The following is an 18,228-nucleotide window of genomic DNA, read 5'->3' as shown; positions in this document are numbered from 1 at the left end:
AACGAGAGAAAACCTCGGGCAGGTCGCGGGGGTTACTGGCTCTCGCCGAAGTCCTCGGGCGTGACCTCTTCGAGGAACTCGCGGAACTTCTCCACTTCGTCCTCCTGGGTGTCGGGGAGGACGACGCCGGCTTCGTCGAGGACGGCGTCGGCGCACCAGATGGGGGCCTCGGCCCGCAGGGCGAGCGCGATCGCGTCGGAGGAGCGGGAGGAGACGCGGGTGCGGCCGTCGAGCACGAGTTCGGCGAAGTACACGGTGTCGCGCAGTTCGGTGATCTCGACGCTGGTGAGGGTGACGTCGAGGGCCTCGAGCACGTCGCGCATGAGGTCGTGGGTGAGCGGACGGGAGAGCTGCACGTCCTGCTGCTGGTAGGCGATGGCGGCGGCCTCGACGGTCCCGATCCAGATCGGCAGGTACCGGTGGCCTTCGGTCTCCTTGAGCAGGACCACCGGCTGGTTGCTCGGGAGTTCCACGCGGACCCCGACTACGGTCATCATCCGCACCGGTTCGCCTCCAACGGGTCGCCGTAATCCTGGAACGGACCCGCGCCGGGGTGGCCCCGGGCGGGTCCTCGAGACTTTCAGCCTACTCGCGGTCGGCGTCCGCGGGGCGGTCGCCGGGGGCCCGGTCAGGCCGCGGTCAGTTTGGGGCCGCTGACGAACACGAGGCGGAACTTGCCGATCTGGACCTCGTCGCCGTTGCCCAGGCCCGCGGTCTCCACGCGCTCGCGGTTGACGTAGGTGCCGTTGAGGCTGCCGACGTCGCGGACGGTGAATCCGGCCGCGTCGCGGTGGAACTCGGCGTGGCGCCGCGATACGGTCACGTCGTCGAGGAAGATGTCGGAATCGGGGTGCCGCCCGGAGGTGGTCACCTCCTGGTTGAGCAGGAAGCGAGCGCCCGCGTTCGGTCCGCGGCGGACGAGCAGCAGTGCGGTCCCCGCGGGAAGCGAGCTCGCCAGGTTCGCGGCGTTCATCTCCGCGTCGACCTCGCCGCTCTCCTGGAGAGCGGACAGGTTCATCGTGGCCGTCACATCCGGCGGAGGGAACTCGTCATTCGAACGCGTCATGGATTGCCACCTTCTACAAGTCTGGACCCTCTGGTCACTCCGTAAGCTTCGCATACGCTCCGGCGTCGAGCAAAGCAGTGAGCGAGCCGGCATCCTCGACCTCGATGTCGAACATCCAGCCCGCCGCATAGGGGTCGCTGTTCACCAATTCCGGGGATTCCGACAATTCGTCATTGCACGAAAGAATCTTACCGGTCAACGGAGCGTACACGTCGGAGACGCTCTTGGTCGACTCGACTTCGCCGACCACCTCTCCTGCCCGAACCTCGGTGCCTGCCTCCGGGAGCTGGACGAATACCACGTCGCCGAGCGCGTTCTGAGCGAACTCGGTGATGCCGATGCGCACGACGTTGCCCTCTCGCGCTTCGACCCACTCGTGCTCCGCGGTGTAACGCAACTGCTCCGGAATCACCTGGCGCTCCCCTCTTGGAAACCCCGCCGCCTGGCGGGTCGGACGATCATGACGGTATCGCCCGGGCGCGGGCCGCCTGCGGCGGGGCCGCGGCTCGTGATCATCGGCGCGCGGCGCTCACGCGGCCACGCTCGTGTGCGGGCGGCCGGTCCGCAGGAGCCCGGCGGCCTGGCGCAGGTACACGATGGCGGCGAGCCAGTACAGGCCCAGCCCCCACCACGCCAGCGCCCAGCCCAGCGGGGCGGCCCACGTGTCCGCGTCGGCCACGAGGCCGGCGATGACGAGGACCGGGAACGACATGAACACCATCGCGGTGGCGCACTTGCCCAGGAAGTGCACTTGCGGCGGCGCGTAGCCGTGCCAGCGCAGCACGATGACCATCGAGACCATGACGGCGTCGCGCAGGAGCACCACGATCGCGAACAGCCACGGCAGCAGTCCCAGGAAAGTGAGCATGAGCAGCGAGGAGAGGATGTAGAGCCGGTCGACGAACGGGTCGAGGAGCCGGCCGAGCTTGGAGACCTGGTTCAAGCGGCGCGCCAGCTGCCCGTCGACCCAGTCGGTGCCGCCGCCGACGGCGAGGATGATCGCGGCCTGCCAGTAGTACTGGGTGGCGAGCAGGAGGTAGCACACCAGCGGGATGCCGAGGAGGCGTACGGCGGTGACCAGGTTGGGCCACGTCCACACGCCCCAACCGGGGAGCGGCGCTGCTGCTGGTTTGCTCAAGGCGGTCCTCTCGGCGGGGCCCGCTGACGCTGCGCGACCGCGTGCCCTGGGTCGGTCTCCTCTCGCCCGACGGTGCGGCGGGCGGTTCGTCAAGTCCGGTTCGGTGGGTGTGTATCTGGATTCTAACCGGAGGGTCCGACACCTGTACCGCGGAATTTGCGCACCGCCGCGGCGGCCCCTGGGCGCGCACTGTCAGGAGCGGTCGAGCTGGGGCCCGCACCGCACCGTCCATTGAGGACGCCGATGGCGGCGTGGCGGCCTTGAAAACGTGACAGGAAACAACCCCGGGCCGGCGCGAACGGCCCGGCCCAGGGCACTGATCCCCTGCAATCAGGCCCGGCGCTCCTCCGCATCACGTGCGATCCGGCGCCGCCGCACCGCGACGGCCGCACCGATCAGGCACCCGCTCATCGGCACTATGAGCAGCCACATCGCCCACGTGCACGCCACCAGCACCGCCACCCCGCCCAGCAGGATGCCCGTGCCGGACGCGTCGCCGCGCGCCTCGTCCAGCGCCTCGGCCAGCAGTCCGCGCCACCGCACGCCCGGCGTCCATGCTGCGGCCGCACGCAGCAGCACTGTCGCCGCCAGGCCCGCGACCGCGAACGTCGCCAGCGCGAACCCCGGCCGGCCCGGAATGCCCTCCTGCGCCAGCACCATCAGGTTCAGCGTCAGCAGAAGGCCGGCGCCGACCAGGGCCAGGCCCGCACGCCACGACTCGCGCCAGGCCGCGCGGAAGTCCGCCCAGAAGCCGCCCCAGCCGGTCGACTCGCCGTCGACATAGGCCGCCACGTGCCGCGCCGCCGCCGACAGCGCCGCCGGCAGCGTCACCACCGGCAGCGCCGCCAGGACCAGCCACACACCGGTCAGCAGGCACTCGGCCAGGAGCGCGAACCCCTCGCCGAACGCCTGCCGCCTGCGAGCCACGGACGCCACGCTAACCCTTCACACCAGAGGTGGCAATGCCCTTGATGAGGAACTTCTGGAAGACCAGGAAGAACAGCACCACCGGGACGAGCGACAGCAGCGTCATCGCCATCATGCCGCCGTAGTTGGACACCGCCTCGGTGTTGTTGTACGACTGCAGCAGGCGCGGCAGCGGGAACTTCTCGATCTCGTGCAGGTAGATCAACGGCCCCATGAAGTCGTTCCACGACCAGATGAACGTGAAGATCGAGGACGTCACGATCGCCGGGCGCAGCAGCGGCAGCATGATCGAGAAGAAGATCCGGAAGTGCCCGGCCCCGTCGATCGTCGCCGCCTGGTCCAGCTCCCGCGGGATGCCGCGCAGGAACTGCACGTACATGAACACGAAGAACGCGTCCAGGCCGAGGAACTTCCCGATGACGAGCGGGAAGATCGTGTTGACGACGTCCATCTCGGAGAAGATCAGGTACTGCGGGATGAGCATGACCTGGCCCGGCAGCAGCAGCGTCGCGATGACCACCGCGAACATCGCCTTGCGCCCGGGGAACTCCAGGCGCCCCAGCGCGTACGCGGTGATCGAGCAGGACGCGAGGATGCCGACCACCGACAGGGCGGCGATCACGAACGAGTTCCAGAAGAACCGCCACAGCGGGATCCCCGCGAGTCCGTCGAAGGCCGACGCGAAGTTCTCCCACGTGATCGACGTCGGGATCGGCGAGATGGTGGTGAGGATGTCGGAGGTCTCCCGGACCGAGGCGGTGAGCACCCAGAACGCCGGGTACAGGACCACCACGAGCACGGCCAGGAGGGCGACGTGCCAGGCCGCGGACTTCGCCCGGTCGGCCCCGGTCCGCTTCTTGCGCGCGATGACCCGCGGCGCTTCGGTTGCGGCGCTCATTTGTTGTCCTCCCCTGCGTAGTACACGAGGTTCTTCGCCGCCCGGAACATGATCAGCGTGACCACGCCGACCGCGAGCACCAGCATCCACGCCCACGCCGAGGCGTAGCCCATGCGCAGGTCCACGAACGCCAGCGCGTAGATGCGCACGGTGTAGAACAGCGTCGACCAGGCCGGGCCGCCGGCGGTGCCGCCGATGATGAACGCGGGCCCGAACAGCTGGAAGGCGTGCACGGTCTCCATGAGCACGTTGAAGAAGATCACCGGTGACAGCATCGGGATGGTGATGTGCACGAACCGGTGCCACTTCCCCGCCCCGTCCACTTCGGCCGCCTCGTGCAGCTCGGCGGGGACCTGCAGGAGCCCGGCCATGAAGATGACCATGGGCGCGCCGAAGGTCCACACGCTGAGCAGCACCAGCATCAGGATCGACACGGACGGGTTGCCGATGAACCCGCCGCCTTCCCACCCGAACCAGGACATGAACTGGTCCTGGGGGCCGCCGCCGGCGAACAGCGCCTTCCACACGATCGCGATGCCCACGCTCATGGCGATCAGCGAGGGCATGTAGAACGCCGCCCGGTAGAACCCGATGCCCCGCCGCGACTGCGTCAGCAGCATCGCCACCGCCAGGGAGGCGATGAGCTTCAACGGCACGGCCAGCAGCACGTACAGCAGCGTCACCTTGACGGCCCGGCCGAACATCGGGTCGTCGAACATCGCCCGGTAGTTCTCCAGGCCGATGAAGTCACCGCCGAGGATGAGGTGGTAGTCGGTGAACGACAGGTACAGCGACCACAGCATCGGCCCGACGGTGAAGACGAGCGACCCGATGATCCAAGGGGTCATGAAGGTATAGCCGACGAGCCGCTCCCCGCGGCGGGAGATCGGGGTGCGGCGCTTGGCCGCCCCCCGTCCCCCGCCTGCGGTCGGCGCTCCGGCCCCTTTCGCCGCGGGAGGCGCGGTCGTAGAGGGTGAAGCTGACACGGTGAAGGATCCTTAAATCGGTTTACTGCTCGGCGGCGAGCAGCGTCTCGGCCTCGGTCAAGAACAGGGTCGCGGCCTCCGTCGCCGTCATCTCGCCGTACTGGACCTGCTGGTAGATCTCGCCGAACTTGACCTCGATCGCACCGGTGGCCGCGGGCGGCGCCGGCGGCGGCGTGGTCAGGTACTGCGCGACGGACTCCTCGTAGTCGAGCACGGCCTGGGTGGCCGGGTCGATGTCGACGCCCGCGAGACCGGCGTTGGTGGCCGGGACGCCGCGGCTGGTGCCGAGGATCTTGATGGCCTCGGTGTCGCCGAGGAGGAAGTCGATGAGCTTGGCGCTCGCCTCGGCCTGCTCGGTCGCACCGGAGATGACGAACTGCATCGACGGCTTGAGGTACAGGCCCAGGTTCGCCGGGTCCAGCGACGGCGGTGCGGCGAGCGCGAGGGTCCCGCCGTTGGCCTCCACGGTCGGCGCGTACCCGGGCATGAAGTTGTCCCAGCCGATCTCGGAGCCCAGGACGTCCTGGACGAGGCCGCCTTCGACCCATTCGATGGTGGTCTCCACGGGCGGGACCATCCCGGCCGCGTACAGGTCGGCGGTGGTGGTCCACCATTCGGCGAGCTTGGCGGCGTCGAAGTTGAGGGCCTTGCCGTCCTCGGTGTAGAAGCTGCCGCCCTGCTGACGCAGCCACAGCTCCATGAAGTGGTACTGGCCGGACCAGTCGCCGCCGCCCCACTTGCCCTCGCCGAGCGCGGGGGTGAGGGTGGTGATGTCGGCCGCGTACTGGTCCCAGCTGTAGCCGGGCGCGGGCGCGGCGACGCCGTTGGCCTCGAACCAGTCGGCCCGGTAGATCAGGCCGAGGGTGTTGCCCGCGACCGGGACCGCGAGCAGCTGCCCGTCGAGCGTGGCGGTGTCGAGGAAGCCCTCGCGGAAGTCGTCGGTCTTGACGACGCCTTCCAGGGGCAGCAGCAGTCCGCTGGTGCCGAACTGACGCAGCCGCGAGTAGTCCATCTGGAACACGTCGGGCAGGTCGCGCGAGGCCATGCGGCCGGTCATGCCCTCCCAGAACGTCGGGAAGTCCGCGAAGTTCGTCTGCACCTTGATGCCGGCGTTCTTCTCCTGGAAGAGGTCGACGGCCTGCTGGGTGAGTTCGGCGCGGGTCTCGTCGCCCCACCACTCGAAGCTGATCTCGACCGGGTCGTCGGCAGTGCCGGCCGGGCCGTCCTCACCGCAGGCGGCGGCAGCGGCGAGGACCGCGGCTGCCGAAGCGCCGGTGAGGAGTGAACGGCGCCGGAGGCCGTGAGGGTTGCGCATCATCGTTGATTGCTCCTTCTTATAAGAGGGGTCCCGCCCAGGGCGGGCCTTCGGGATCTATTGAGTTCGCTTGCGCCCGGCCGCTTCAGGCGACGCGGGCGGGCTGGAGCCGCGCTGCCGCGCTCCCCCAGGGCGTTTCGGGCCCCCGGGGTTCGTAGCGGCGCGGACGGGCTGAGGCGCGGGCGACCGCCCGCCGCGCCGGGGCGCCGGGCGCGATGAGCCCCAGCGCCTGGGCCTGCACGAGGGCGTTGCCCAAGGCGGTGGCCTCGTCGGGTCCGGCCAGGACGGTGCGGCCGGTGGCGTCGGCCGTCAACTGGCACAGCAGCGCGTTGTTCGCGCCGCCTCCGACGATGTGGATCGCCTCGACCGGGTCCCCGGTGAGGGACTCGAGCGCGTCGACGGCGCGGCGGTGGGCGAGCGCGAGCGAGTCGAGCACGCACGCCGCGACCTCGGCCGGGGTCTGGGGCACCGGCTGGCCGGTCTCGGCGCAGTAGGCGCGGAGGCGCGCGGGCATGTCCCCCGGGTCGGCGAACCGCGCGTCGTCGGGGTCGACGACCGACCTGAGCCGGTCGACGCGCGCGGCTTCGGCGAGCAGGTCGGCGAGGCCGACTTCGAGCCCTTGGGTCCGCCAGGCGTTGACGGACTCGTTGAGCAGCCACAGCCCGGCGACGTTGCGCAGGAACCGGATCGCCCCGTCCGCGCCCCGCTCGTTCGTGAACCCGGCCTCCAGCGCCGCGGCGCTGGTGATCGGCGTGTCGCGTTCGACGCCGACGAGCGACCAGGTGCCGCAGGAGATGTACGCGGCGCGTTCGCCTTCGTACGGGACGGCGGCGACCGCGGCGGCCGTGTCGTGGCTGGCGGTCGCGACCACCTTCGTGGACGCGGCGAGCCCGGTGGCCTCGACGACCTCCGGCAGCACCGGCCCCAGGACGGTCCCGGTCGGGGTGACCGGACCGAGCAGTCCCAGGTCGATGCCGATCCGGCCGGCCAGAGCGGCCGACCAGTCGCCGGTGGCGAGGTCGAGGAGCCCGGTCGTGGAGGCGTTGGTCGCCTCCCAGGCGCGGACGCCCGACAGCCAGTACCCGATGAGGTCGGGGATGAGCAGCGCCTGGTGGGCGCTGGTGGTCTCGGCGGCGAGCTGGAAGACCGTGTTGAACGGCTGGGGCTGGATGCCGGTGGCGGTGAAGAGGTCGGCGGCGCTGACCTGTTCGAGGACGCGCGCTTTGGCGGCGGGGCCGCGCGCGTCGCGGTAGCTGACGGGGTTGGCGGCCAGGTGGCCGTCGTGGCCGATGAGGCCGTAGTCGACCGCCCAGGAGTCGACGCCGATCGCGGCGGCGTCCCCGACGGCCCGCAGGCCTTCGAGGATGCCCGACCACAGGCCGAGGACGTCCCAGTAGCGGCGTCCGCGCACGTTGACCGAACGGTTGGGGAACCGGGCGGTCTCGGTGAGGTCGATCCGGTCGCCGCGCAGGTGCGCGGCCATGACGCGGCCGGAGGTCGCGCCGAGGTCGACGGCGGCCAGGAGCGTCACCGCAGGAATCCTTGCGGGTTGCCCGAGTCGACGGGGATGTGGACGCCGGTGGTGAGGCCGAGGTCGGGGCCGACGAGCGCATAGACGGCGTCGGCGACCGAGGAGGGCAGCACCTCTTTCTTGAGGAGGGTGCGTCCGGCGTAGTACTCGCCCAGTTTGGCTTCTTCGACGCCGTAGACGGCGGCGCGTTCGGCGCCCCAGCCGCCGGCGAAGATGCCGGAGCCGCGGACGACGCCGTCGGGGTTGACGCCGTTGACGCGGATGCCGTGCGCGCCGAGCTCGGCCGCGAGGAGCCGCACCTGGTGGGCCTGGTCGGCCTTGGTCGCGGAGTAGGCGATGTTGTTGGGGCCGGCGAACACCGAGTTCTTGGAGGCGATGTAGACGATGTCGCCGCCCATCCGTTGCGCCACCATCAGCCGTGCGGCCTCACGGGAGACCAGGAACGAGCCCTTCGCCATGACGTCGTGCTGGAGGTCCCAGTCCGCGGCGGTGGTCTCCAGCAGCGGCTTGGACAGTGAGAGCCCGGCGTTGTTGACGATGAGGTCGACGCCGCCGAACGCCAGCGCCGCGGCGTCGATCGCGGCGGTGACGGCCGCTTCGTCGGTGACGTTGCAGGCGATGCCGACGGCGGTGTCGGCGTTGCCGATCGCGGCGGCGGTCGCCTGGGCCTTGGCGAGGTCGAGGTCGGCGATGACGACGCAGGCGCCTTCGGCGGCGAGCCGCTGCGCGGTGGCCTTGCCGATGCCGCCGGCCGCGCCGGTCACCAGGGCGATGCGTCCGGCGAGCGGTTTGGGCTCGGGCAGGCGCTTGAGTTTGGCCTCTTCGAGGTCCCAGTACTCGATGCGGAACTTCTCGGCTTCGTCGATCGGCGCGTACGTGGAGATCGCTTCGGCGCCGCGCATCACATTGACGGCGTTGACGTAGAACTCGCCGGCGACGCGGGCGGTCTTCTTGTCGGGCCCGAAGGAGAACATGCCGACGCCGGGGACGAGGACGATCGCGGGGTCGGCGCCGCGCATCGCGGGCGAGTCCGCCGTGGCGAACCGCTGATAGTAGGCGGCGTAGTCCTCGCGGTAGGCGGCGTGCAGTTCCCGCAGCCGCTCGATCGTGTCTTCAAGGGACGCGGTCGGGGGGAGGTCGAGGACCAGGGGCCGGACCTTGGTGCGCAGGAAGTGGTCCGGGCAGGAGGTGCCCAGGGCCGCGAGTTCGGGCATCCGCTCGGAGGCGAGGAAGTCGAGGACGACCGCGTCGTCGGTGAAGTGCCCGACCTGGCGCTTGTCGGTGGAGGCCAGGCCGCGGATCACCGGTGCGAGCGCGGCGGCCCGCTCGGCGCGGGCCCGGTCGCCGAGGGGCTCGGCGATGCGCCGGCCGAACGGGTCGGCCTTGCCGCGTTCGGCGATGAACGCCTCGCAGCCGCGGATGATCGCCAGGGAGTTCGCCTCGCACTCCGCGGAGGTCGCGCCCCAGGCGGTGATGCCGTGGCCGCCGAGGATGCACCCGATGGCCTGCGGGTTCGCGGCCTTGATCGCGGCGATGTCCAGGCCCAGCTGGAACCCGGGGCGACGCCATGGGACCCAGACGACCTGGTCGCCGAAGCACTCCTTGGTCAGCGCGGGCCCGTCGGCGGCGGTCGCGAACGCGATCCCGGAGTCGGGGTGCAGGTGGTCGACGTGCGCGGCGTCGACCAGGCCGTGCATGGCCGTGTCGATCGACGGGGCGGCGCCGCCCCTGCCGTGCAGGCAGTAGTCGAACCGCGCGACCATCGCGTCTTCGTCGTCGACGCCGGGGTAGGTGTCGACCATGGCGCGCATGCGGTCCAGCCGCAGTACCGCCAGCCCGGACTCGGTGAGCGTCCCGAGGTCGCCGCCGGAGCCCTTGACCCACAGGAGCTCCACCGGCTCGCCGGTGACCGGATCGGTTTCGGTGCCTTTGGCGGAGGTGTTGCCGCCGGCGAAGTTCGTGTTGCGCTTGTCCGCGCCCAGCCGGTTCGACCGGCCGATGAGGTCCTGTACCGCACCCATGCGCCTACGCCCCCCAACCGGCGGCCTGGCCGCCGCGGCGGTCGGCCTTGATCTGCTCGGCGTACCCCGAGGCCGCGTAGGCGGCCATCGGGTCGGCCGCGAGGCCCTGCTCCTCGCGCAGCTCCGCCAGCAGCGGGCGCACGTCGGTGTTGTACGCGTCCATCATGACCGCGTTGGCGCCCAGCACGTCTCCGGCGGCCTGCGCCTTGGCGAGGGCCGGGATGTCGACCAGCAGCGCCTTCGCGGTGGCCTCCTGCACGTTCATGACCGAGCGGATCTGACCGGGGATCTTCGGCTCGATGTTGTGGCACTGGTCGAGCATGTACGCGATGCCCGAGTCCGGGCCGATCGCGCTGCGCAGCGCCAGTTCGTGCATGATCCGGAACAGCTGGAACGGGTCGGCCGAGCCGACCATGAGGTCGTCGTCGGCGTAGAACCGCGAGTTGAAGTCGAATCCGCCGAGCTTCCCTTCGCGCAGCAGCAGCGCGACGATGAACTCGATGTTCGTGCCCGGCGCGTGGTGGCCGGTGTCGATCACGACCTGCGCCTTGGGGCCGAGCTTGAGGCAGTGCGCGTACGCGGTGCCCCAGTCGGGGACGTCGGTGGTGTAGAACGCGGGCTCGAACAGCTTGTATTCGAGGAGGAGGCGCTGGTCGTCCCCGAGGCGGGCGTAGACCTCGGCGAGGACTTCGGCGAGGCGGTCCTGGCGGTCGGCGATGGAGTCCTGGCCGGGGTAGTTGGTGCCGTCGGCGAACCAGAGTTTGAGGTCGCGGGAGCCGGTGGCGTCCATGATGTCGACGCATTCGAGGAGGTGCCGGGTGGCCTTGCGGCGGACGGCGGCGTCGGGGTGGCAGACCGAGCCGAGCATGTAGTCGTCGTCCTGGAACGTGTTGGAGTTGATGGTGCCGATGCGGACGCCGAGTTCGGCGGCGTGGGCGGCGAGCGCCTGGTAGTCGTCGACCTTGTCCCAGGGGATGTGGAGGGCGACGGAGCCGGCGGCGCCGGTGTACCGGTTGACCTGGGCGGCGTCGGCGAGCTTCTCGAAGGGGTCGCGGGGGACGCCGTGCTGGGCGAAGACCTTGAAGCGGGTGCCGGAGTTGCCGAAGGCCCAGGAGGGCAGTTCGATGTTCTGGGCCGCGAGGACCTGCTTGGCGTTCTCAGTGCGGTCGCTCATTTGCCAGCTCCTTCACCTGCGGCCTGGGCCAGTTGGGTCTCGAGGTTGAACACTTCGGGGAGGACGGTGAAGGCGTCGTCGGCGTTGGCGCCGCCGGTGCCTTCGAAGAAGGGGGCCATCTCGGCCTGCCAGCGGGCGTTGACCTCGCGTTCGGCCATCTGGGCGCGGGCGGTGTCGAAGTCGTCGGTCTCCAGGTAGCCGACGAGGAGGCCGTCGTCGCCGAGGAAGAGCGAGTAGTTGGACCAGCCGGTCTCGGCGAGTGCGGCGAGCATGTCGGGCCAGACGGCGGCGTGGCGTTCGCGGTATTCGTCCAGCCGGTCGGGCCGGACGCGGAGCGTGAAGCACACGCGCGCCTTTGAAGGCGCTTGCAAGCCGTTGGTCGGGGCTGCCAAGGGGTTCCTCCTCTGGGATGTGCGCGGTTCGGGGCCGCGCACATTTTGAATCGATTCATGAAGGGATTTCGATAAGTTAAAACCCTCGGGCCTCAGGTTGTCAAGCCAAGACCGGGAAGAAATTCGAACACGGTTCGGTATATGCTCCTCAAGCTCCGCGATTACCGTTGAACCGTTTCAAACGGAGGACCGGGCATCGCCCGCAGTGCCGCTCCGTCGATCCGTTCGATGCGCACCCCTGCACTACCCTGGGCTCCCGATAGCATTCGTGAGGTGACGATGACCACTACCAGCATGAAGGACGTCGCGCGCGCCGCGGGCGTGTCCGTCGGGACGGTCTCCAACGTGCTCAACCGGCCCGACGCCGTCGCCGAGGAGACCCGCTCACGAGTCCAGGCCGCCATCGCCGAACTCGGCTACGTCCGCAACGACTCCGCCCGCCAGCTGCGGGCCGGCCGCTCGCGCACCGTCGCCGTCGTCGTGCTGGACGTGGCCAACCCCTTCTTCACCGACGTCGTGCGCGGCGCCGAACCGCTCATCGAGTCCGCCGGCGGCGTCGTCACCGTCTGCGACTCCGGCGAAGACGTCCGCCGCGAACGCCGCCACCTCGAGATCCTCGAAGAGCAGCGGGTCCTGGGCCTGCTCATCACCCCCGTCGACGACACCTCGGCCTCCTGGATCGAGCGGCTCTCGGGCCACGACATCCCGCTCGTGCTCGTCGACCGCGGCGCCGGACGCCACCCGCACTGCTCCGTGGCCGTCGACGACGTCCACGGCGGCCGCCTCGCCGCGCAGCACCTGGCCGACCGCGGGCACACCCGCATCGCCTTCGTCGGCGGACCGGCCTCGATCCCCCAGGTCGCCGACCGCCTCGCCGGCTGCCGCGAAGTCTGCGACGAGGCCGGCGTCGCGCTCGAGGTCTTCACGACCGCAGGCCTGAACTTCGCGGCCGGGCGCGAAGCGGTGGAGCAGATGCTCGGCCTCGCCGAGCGGCCCACCGCGATGTTCTGCGCGAACGACCTCGTGGCCCTGGGCGCCCTGCAGGCGTTGACGATGCACGGCGTGAAGGTCCCGCAGGAGTGCGCGATCATCGGCTACGACGACATCGACTTCGCGGCCGCGGCGGCCGTGCCGCTGTCCTCGATCCGCCAGCCGCGCTCGCAGCTGGGCCGCACGGCCGCGCAGCTCTTGTTCGACGAGATCGGCGAGGGCGCCGGGCACACCCACCGCAACGTGGTCTTCCAGCCCGAACTGGTCGCCCGGGCCTCGACGTCGCAGGAGCTGTGACGGGGCCGCGAGCGTTCGTGTAACGGTAAAGTTCGGGTCTGGTAGCGTCTGCGCAACCGGCCCGGCATGCGCTCGCATGCCCCCTGCGGGCCGCCGGCACCAGCGAACCCTTCCAGGAGGCGATTATGGCCGAGCACCACCGCGCGCGCATCGAGTTCGATCCGCGCTTCACCGTCGCCGACGTGCCCGAGCGGCTGTTCGGCTCGTTCGTCGAGCACCTGGGCCGGTGCGTCTACACCGGCATCTACGAGCCCGGCCACGCCACCGCGAACGCGGACGGCCTGCGCCAGGACGTGCTCGACCTCATCAGCGAACTGGGCCCGACGATGGTCCGCTACCCCGGCGGGAACTTCGTCTCCGGCTACCGCTGGGAGGACGGCACCGGCCCCAAGGAGGACCGGCCCCGCCGCCTCGACCTCGCCTGGGGCACCACCGAGACCAACCAGTTCGGGCTCTCGGAGTTCATGAAGTTCTGCCGCACCGTCGGCGTCGAGCCGAACATGGCCGTCAACCTCGGCACCCGCGGCCTCCAGGAGGCCCTCGACCTCCTCGAGTACGCCAACCACCCCGGCGGCACCTACTGGTCGGACCTGCGCCGCTCGCACGGCGACGAGGAGCCCTACGGCATCAAGCTGTGGTGCCTGGGCAACGAGATGGACGGCCCCTGGCAGATCGGCCAGAAGACCGCCCACGAGTACGGCCGCACCGCCGACCAGGTCGCCCGCTCCATGCGCTACATCGACCCCACGCTCGACCTCGTCGCGTGCGGGTCCTCCTCCCGGGGCATGCCCGAGTTCGGCGCCTGGGAGGCCGAGGTCCTCACCCAGTCGTACGAGTCGGTCGACTACATCTCCGCCCACGCCTACTACCAGCCGCGCGAAGGCGACTTCGCGTCGTTCATGGCCTCGGCGCAGGACATGGAGCTGTTCATCGACGGCGTCACCGCCACCGCGGACGCCGTGGGCGCGAAGCTCAAGAGCGACAAGAAGATCAACATCTCCTTCGACGAGTGGAACGTCTGGTACCAGAACGCGCCCACCGGTGAGCGCGACGAGCCGTGGGCGGTCGCGCCCCGCCAGCTCGAGGACGTGTACTCGGCGATGGACGCGGTCGTGTTCGGCTCGCTGATGATCACGCTGCTGCGCCGCTGCGACCGGGTCACCGCCGCCTGCCTGGCGCAGCTGGTGAACGTGATCGCCCCGATCATGACCGAGCCGGACGGGCCCGCGTGGCGCCAGACCACGTTCTTCCCGTTCGCCGAGGCCTCCAAGTTCGGGCGCGGCAAGGTCCTGCGCGTCAACGCCGACTCCCCCTCGTTCGACACCAAGGCGTACGGCACGGTCGACGCCCTCCACTCGGTGGCCGTGGCCAACGAGGACGGCACCTACACCGTGTTCGCCGTCAACCGCGACCTCGAGCACCCGCTGACCCTCGAGGTCGACCTGGGCTCGCTCGGCGGCCTCGCCGACGTGACCTGCTCGACGCTCACCGACGCCGACCCCAACGCCAAGAACACCCTCGAGGACCAGACCCGCGTGGCCCCGGTCGCCAACGGCGACATCACCGTCAAAGACGGCGTGGCCCATGTGGAGCTGCCCGCGATGAGCTGGAACACCATCCGCATCGCCTAGGACCGCAACAGCAAGGCGGGGCCCGCAGCGTCAGCTGCGGGCCCCGCCTTCGCGTCGGTCAGGCCCGGGACTCGCGGACGGCCGCGGCGAGCTCGCCCAGGAGCGCCTCGGTCTCGTCCCAGCCCACGCACGCGTCGGTCACGGACTTGCCGTAGACCAGGGTCTCCAGCGGGGCCGGCTCCTGCCGGCCGGGCTCGATGAAGCTCTCGATCATCAGCCCCGCGATGCCCTGCTCCCCCGCGCCGATGCGCGCGGCGACCTCGCGCACGACCTCGGCCTGGCGGACATGGTCCTTCCCGGAGTTGGCGTGGCTCGCGTCCACGACGAGCCGCTGCGGCATGCCGTGCTTGGCCAACAGCGCCAGCGCGTCGCGCACCTCCGCGGGCCCGAAGTTGGGGCCGCCGCGGCCGCCGCGCAGGATGATGTGGCAGTCGGGGTTGCCGCTGGTGGAGACGATGGAGGCGCGCCCGTCCTCGTCGACGCCGAAGAACACGTGGTCCCCGGCCGCGGCCCGGCAGCCGTCGATCGCCGAGGCCAGGTCGCCGTCGGTGGTGTTCTTGAACCCGACGGGCATCGACAGGCCCGACGCGAGCTGGCGGTGCACCTGGGACTCGGTGGTGCGCGCCCCGATCGCGCCCCAGGAGACGGCGTCGGCGATGTGCTGCGGGCTCGTGGGCTCCAGGAACTCGCAGCCCACCGGCAGACCCGTGTCGAGCACGTCCAGGAGCACCTGCCGGGCCAGGCGCAGGCCGAGCTCGACGTCGTGGGTGCCGTCCAGGTGCGGGTCGTTGATGAGGCCCTTCCAGCCGACGGTGGTGCGGGGCTTCTCGAAGTACACGCGCATGACGACCATGAGCGCGTCGCCGAGCGGCGCCGCGGCGGCGGCGAGGCGCTGGGCGTAGTCCCGGGCGGCGGCCGCGTCGTGCACGGAGCAGGGACCGACGACGACGAGGAGACGGTCGTCGGTGCCGTCGAGGACGTGCTGCACTTCGCGGCGGGTGCGCTCGACGAGGGCGGCGCGATCGTCGCCGAGCGGAAGCTCCGCGCGGAGGGCGGCGGGGGCGACGAGCGGCTGGAAGGCGGTGACGCGCAGGTCGTTGGTCTGCGGTGAGCGGTCGGCGGTCATCGGGTGCGGTTCCCATCTCTGGTGGCGAGGCGGGTCCTGTCCACTCGTGGTCTCCCCGGTGCCGGCCCGCCTGACGACGAAAGGCAGCGACTCGTGTCGCTGCCTTGCTGGCTCCGGGTGTGTTCGTCGGTCAGCGCATGCGCCGCCTGGCTCCACCCGGAGCCGGCGTAAAGCGCCGATACCAACGAACTGCCGTAGACATGGGGCGAACCGTAGCACACGCCCGGATGCGGCGGCCACGCCCGGGGCGGGGCGTCACAGGCCGCTGACGGTCGCCGGGGCGCGTTCGGCCCGGGCGAGGGCGCGCACGAGCGCGGCCTGGCCGTGGCGCTTGACCGCCAGGCGCGCGAGCATCCACGCGGCCGTGTCGAACACGTCCTCCTCGAACACGGGCGTGTCGATCGCGACCGAGTAGGCCAGGTCGTCGCCGTGGACGACGAGTTCCATGATGCGGGTGCGCAGGAAGTCGTCGAGGCTCATCGCGTAGGGCCAGCGGGTGTTGCCGGTGGTCTCGGTGCCGTCCATGGCCGGCAGTGCAGTCTCGAGGGCGGCGAGCGCGGCGCGGGCCTCATCGGCGACGGCGGCCGGACCGGTCTCGGCGGCGCGCTCGCCACCCTCGCGGATGCCGGTGTTGTAGTCGTTGTCGAGGTCGGCACCGAGCCAGGCGGCACGATCATAGTGCTCGAACAGGCGCACGTGCGCCTTCCCCGCATGGTCGGCCGCGAGGGCGGCGGTCACCGAGGTGATCTGCTGCGCGAGGTGCGCGGCCAGGCCGCCGACGGTGAAGCCCGCGAGCGCGGACGGCTCGGTCCAGGCCTTGACGACCGCGGCGTCCCCGACGAGGGCCAGGGCGGTGCGGGCGGCGGTGCGGTACTGGTCGCGGATGCTGGTCATCGGCTCGTCCTGCTAACGCATGGAGACGTGGACGTGGTTGGTGTGGTCAGAGGCGGGGTCGCCGTTGCCCCCGGTGTAGGAGCGCCAGCCCGAGGAGGAGGACCAGAACTCGTGGTACCAGATGACGTACTCGACGCCGAGGCTGTCGGCGTTGTTCACGTACCAGGCGGCGAGCCGGTCCCCGTAGTCCTTGTCGGAACCGGTCGCGTCCTCGTTCTGGAACCCCGACTCGTCGGCGGCCCAGTCGCAGGCGCGGCCCAGCGGGTGCTCACCGCTGCCGCCGGAGCGGTAGCAGGACACGTAGTGGTCGAAGCCGGCCTCTTTCGTCTCGTTGTACATGTGGAGCGTGCGCGGGGTCAGGCAGCCGTCGGTGGTCGGGTCGTCCTCGGTGCAGCCGCCGCCGTCGCCCCCGTACCCTTCGGCGGCCGGAGCACCGCCGTCCGAGCCGGGGCCGGCGGCCTCCTCGGCGCGGAGGTCCTCCAACTGGTCCTCAAGCTCGTCGGCCGCTTTCTGGGCGTCCTCGAGGGCGTCCTCCGCGGCCTTGACCTCGTCGGCGTGCGCATCGCGCTGGGCTTCCAGCTCGTCCAGCAGCGCCCCGGCCTCGTCCATGAGCGCGGCCCGCTCGCCACCGAGGAACCCGGTGTAGGTCATGGCGTCGACCAGGTCACGGCTGTTCTCGGAGGACAGGATCGCGTTGGTGGTCTGCAGTTCCCCCTCGGTGTGGAGGTACACCGCGTACTCGTTGAGGTCGACGGTGAGCTCGTCGAACAGCGCCTGCGTATCGGCGATCTGCTGTTCCAGTTCGTCGGCGCGCCCGTTGGCGGCCTCGACCGCGTCCTCGGCGTCGGCGACCTTGTCGATGGCCTCGGCCAGATCGGACTCGAGGGTCTCCTCATCGGGGTCGGCCGCGGCCGGCACCGGGAAGAACGCCACGAGGACGGCGAGGACTACTACGGAGAGGATCTGCTTGCTGCGCACGGGTGGAGGTCTACTTCCGGAGGGTCGGGCCGCCGTCCTGGCTGGGCGGCGGCCGGGTTTACAGGTCGAGGTCGACCACAAGGGGGGCGTGGTCGGAGGCGCCTTTGCCTTTGCGTTCATTGCGGTCGACGTACGCGTCGGTCACCGCCGCCTTGAAAGCGGGGTTGGCCAGCGCCAGGTCGATGCGCAGGCCGCGGTTCTTCGGGAAGTCGAGGTTGCGGTAGTCCCAGAACGTGAACGGCTGCGCGTGCTTGAGGGGGCGCGGGTAGACGTCGACGAGCCCCGCGGCCTGCACGGCCGCGAGGGCATCGCGTTCGTCCTGCGTGGTGTGCGTCGTGCCCGGCCATTCGTCGACATCCCAGACGTCATCGTCGGTAGGGCAGATATTGAAGTCGCCGAGGGCGGCGAACGGCCGCGCGCCGGCGGCGTCGTCCTTGACGTCCGCGGCGAGGGCCTTGAGGAACGCGAGCTTGTACGGGAAATGCGGGTCGGCCACGTCCCGGCCGTTGGGAATGTAGAGCGACTGGACGCGCACCGGCCCGCAGGTCGCGGTGATCGCCCGCGGTTCGGCCTCGTCACCGAAGACCGGCTGATCGGTGATGCCCCGCCGCACGTCCGCGATGCCGACCCGCGACAGGATCGCGACACCGTTCCAGCGGCCCAGGCCCCACGACGCGGTCTCGTACCCGGCGGCACTGATCGCCTCGATCGGCACGTCGGCGTCGGCGCACTTGAGTTCCTGGAGGCAGACCACGTCGGGCTCGGCGGTCTCGAGCCAGCCGATGAGCCGCTCGAGGCGGGCTTTGAGCGAGTTGATGTTCCACGTGGCCACGCGCATGGGCCTCACCCTACCCGCCGCCGGGT

General features: G+C 70.6%; 18 protein-coding genes. 2 read left to right on the top strand and 16 right to left on the bottom strand.

The features are described 5' to 3' along the window. Positions 1-32: 32 nt before the first annotated feature. From AB0I03_RS04255 to AB0I03_RS04200, 12 genes are all read right to left on the bottom strand, one after another. Positions 33-503 (bottom strand): bifunctional nuclease family protein, encoded by a 471-nt coding sequence (locus AB0I03_RS04255; RefSeq protein WP_360406154.1) that lies wholly within the window; start codon positions 501-503, stop codon positions 33-35. A 125-nt stretch (positions 504-628) separates the two neighbouring features. Then, positions 629-1,066 carry an FHA domain-containing protein gene (locus AB0I03_RS04250; RefSeq protein WP_360406151.1) on the bottom strand — a complete coding sequence of 146 codons (438 nt, stop codon included), beginning with the start codon at positions 1,064-1,066 and terminating at the stop codon, positions 629-631. Between the two features lie 34 nt (positions 1,067-1,100). Next, the gene (gcvH, locus tag AB0I03_RS04245) at positions 1,101-1,478 is read right to left on the bottom strand and encodes a glycine cleavage system protein GcvH (protein WP_360406148.1); all 378 of its coding nucleotides are present in this window, start codon (positions 1,476-1,478) and stop codon (positions 1,101-1,103) included. A 117-nt stretch (positions 1,479-1,595) separates the two neighbouring features. Continuing rightward, complete coding sequence (locus AB0I03_RS04240; RefSeq protein WP_360406145.1) at positions 1,596-2,204, bottom strand: CDP-alcohol phosphatidyltransferase family protein; 609 nt, start codon at positions 2,202-2,204, stop codon at positions 1,596-1,598. Positions 2,205-2,534: 330 nt separating this feature from the next. Then, on the bottom strand, positions 2,535-3,131 hold the full coding sequence (locus AB0I03_RS04235) for a DUF624 domain-containing protein (RefSeq protein WP_360406142.1): 597 nt from the start codon (positions 3,129-3,131) through the stop codon (positions 2,535-2,537). 10 nt (positions 3,132-3,141) lie between these two features. Then, positions 3,142-4,029: a carbohydrate ABC transporter permease gene (locus AB0I03_RS04230; protein ID WP_360406139.1), complete on the bottom strand. Its 888-nt coding sequence runs from the start codon at positions 4,027-4,029 to the stop codon at positions 3,142-3,144. Next, positions 4,026-4,877, bottom strand: coding sequence for a sugar ABC transporter permease (locus AB0I03_RS04225; RefSeq protein ID WP_360406136.1), 852 nt, complete (start codon positions 4,875-4,877; stop codon positions 4,026-4,028). The genes AB0I03_RS04230 and AB0I03_RS04225 overlap by 4 nt, the downstream gene beginning before the upstream one ends. Positions 4,878-5,037: 160 nt before the next feature. Further along, positions 5,038-6,333 carry an extracellular solute-binding protein gene (locus AB0I03_RS04220; protein WP_360406133.1) on the bottom strand — a complete coding sequence of 432 codons (1,296 nt, stop codon included), beginning with the start codon at positions 6,331-6,333 and terminating at the stop codon, positions 5,038-5,040. Between the two features lie 82 nt (positions 6,334-6,415). After that, a complete protein-coding gene (locus tag AB0I03_RS04215; RefSeq protein ID WP_360406130.1) occupies positions 6,416-7,861 on the bottom strand; it encodes a rhamnulokinase family protein in 1,446 nt (481 codons plus the stop codon). Continuing rightward, entirely contained in the window at positions 7,858-9,882 is a 2,025-nt protein-coding gene (locus AB0I03_RS04210; RefSeq protein WP_360406127.1) for a bifunctional aldolase/short-chain dehydrogenase, read from the bottom strand. The genes AB0I03_RS04215 and AB0I03_RS04210 overlap by 4 nt, the downstream gene beginning before the upstream one ends. Before the next feature lie 4 nt (positions 9,883-9,886). After that, entirely contained in the window at positions 9,887-11,056 is a 1,170-nt protein-coding gene (gene rhaI / locus AB0I03_RS04205; protein WP_360406124.1) for an L-rhamnose isomerase, read from the bottom strand. Beyond that, positions 11,053-11,448 carry an L-rhamnose mutarotase gene (locus tag AB0I03_RS04200; RefSeq protein WP_360406121.1) on the bottom strand — a complete coding sequence of 132 codons (396 nt, stop codon included), beginning with the start codon at positions 11,446-11,448 and terminating at the stop codon, positions 11,053-11,055. Before AB0I03_RS04200 ends, rhaI begins: the two co-directional genes overlap by 4 nt. A 279-nt stretch (positions 11,449-11,727) precedes the next feature. Between AB0I03_RS04200 and AB0I03_RS04195 the strand changes: the two genes are divergently transcribed. After that, positions 11,728-12,735, top strand: a complete 1,008-nt coding sequence (locus AB0I03_RS04195; RefSeq protein WP_360408077.1) for a LacI family DNA-binding transcriptional regulator — start codon at positions 11,728-11,730, stop codon at positions 12,733-12,735. 125 nt (positions 12,736-12,860) lie between these two features. Continuing rightward, positions 12,861-14,366: an alpha-N-arabinofuranosidase gene (locus AB0I03_RS04190; RefSeq protein ID WP_360406118.1), complete on the top strand. Its 1,506-nt coding sequence runs from the start codon at positions 12,861-12,863 to the stop codon at positions 14,364-14,366. Positions 14,367-14,424: 58 nt separating this feature from the next. Here the strand turns inward: AB0I03_RS04190 and AB0I03_RS04185 are convergent, their stop codons facing one another. The 4 genes from AB0I03_RS04185 to AB0I03_RS04170 form a co-directional block, all read right to left on the bottom strand. Continuing rightward, positions 14,425-15,492, bottom strand: coding sequence for a 3-deoxy-7-phosphoheptulonate synthase (locus tag AB0I03_RS04185; RefSeq protein ID WP_360406115.1), 1,068 nt, complete (start codon positions 15,490-15,492; stop codon positions 14,425-14,427). A gap of 255 nt (positions 15,493-15,747) precedes the next feature. Beyond that, on the bottom strand, positions 15,748-16,386 hold the full coding sequence (locus AB0I03_RS04180) for a maleylpyruvate isomerase N-terminal domain-containing protein (protein ID WP_360406112.1): 639 nt from the start codon (positions 16,384-16,386) through the stop codon (positions 15,748-15,750). 12 nt (positions 16,387-16,398) lie between these two features. After that, entirely contained in the window at positions 16,399-17,364 is a 966-nt protein-coding gene (locus tag AB0I03_RS04175) for a hypothetical protein (RefSeq protein WP_360406109.1), read from the bottom strand. 58 nt (positions 17,365-17,422) lie between these two features. Continuing rightward, a complete protein-coding gene (locus tag AB0I03_RS04170) occupies positions 17,423-18,202 on the bottom strand; it encodes an exodeoxyribonuclease III (protein WP_360406106.1) in 780 nt (259 codons plus the stop codon). Positions 18,203-18,228 lie beyond the last annotated feature (26 nt).

The sequence above is a fragment of the Glycomyces sp. NPDC021274 genome (assembly GCF_040641195.1).
Taxonomy (GTDB): Bacteria; Actinomycetota; Actinomycetes; order Mycobacteriales; family Micromonosporaceae; genus Glycomyces.
This window is presented reverse-complemented; position numbering and strand designations above follow the sequence as displayed.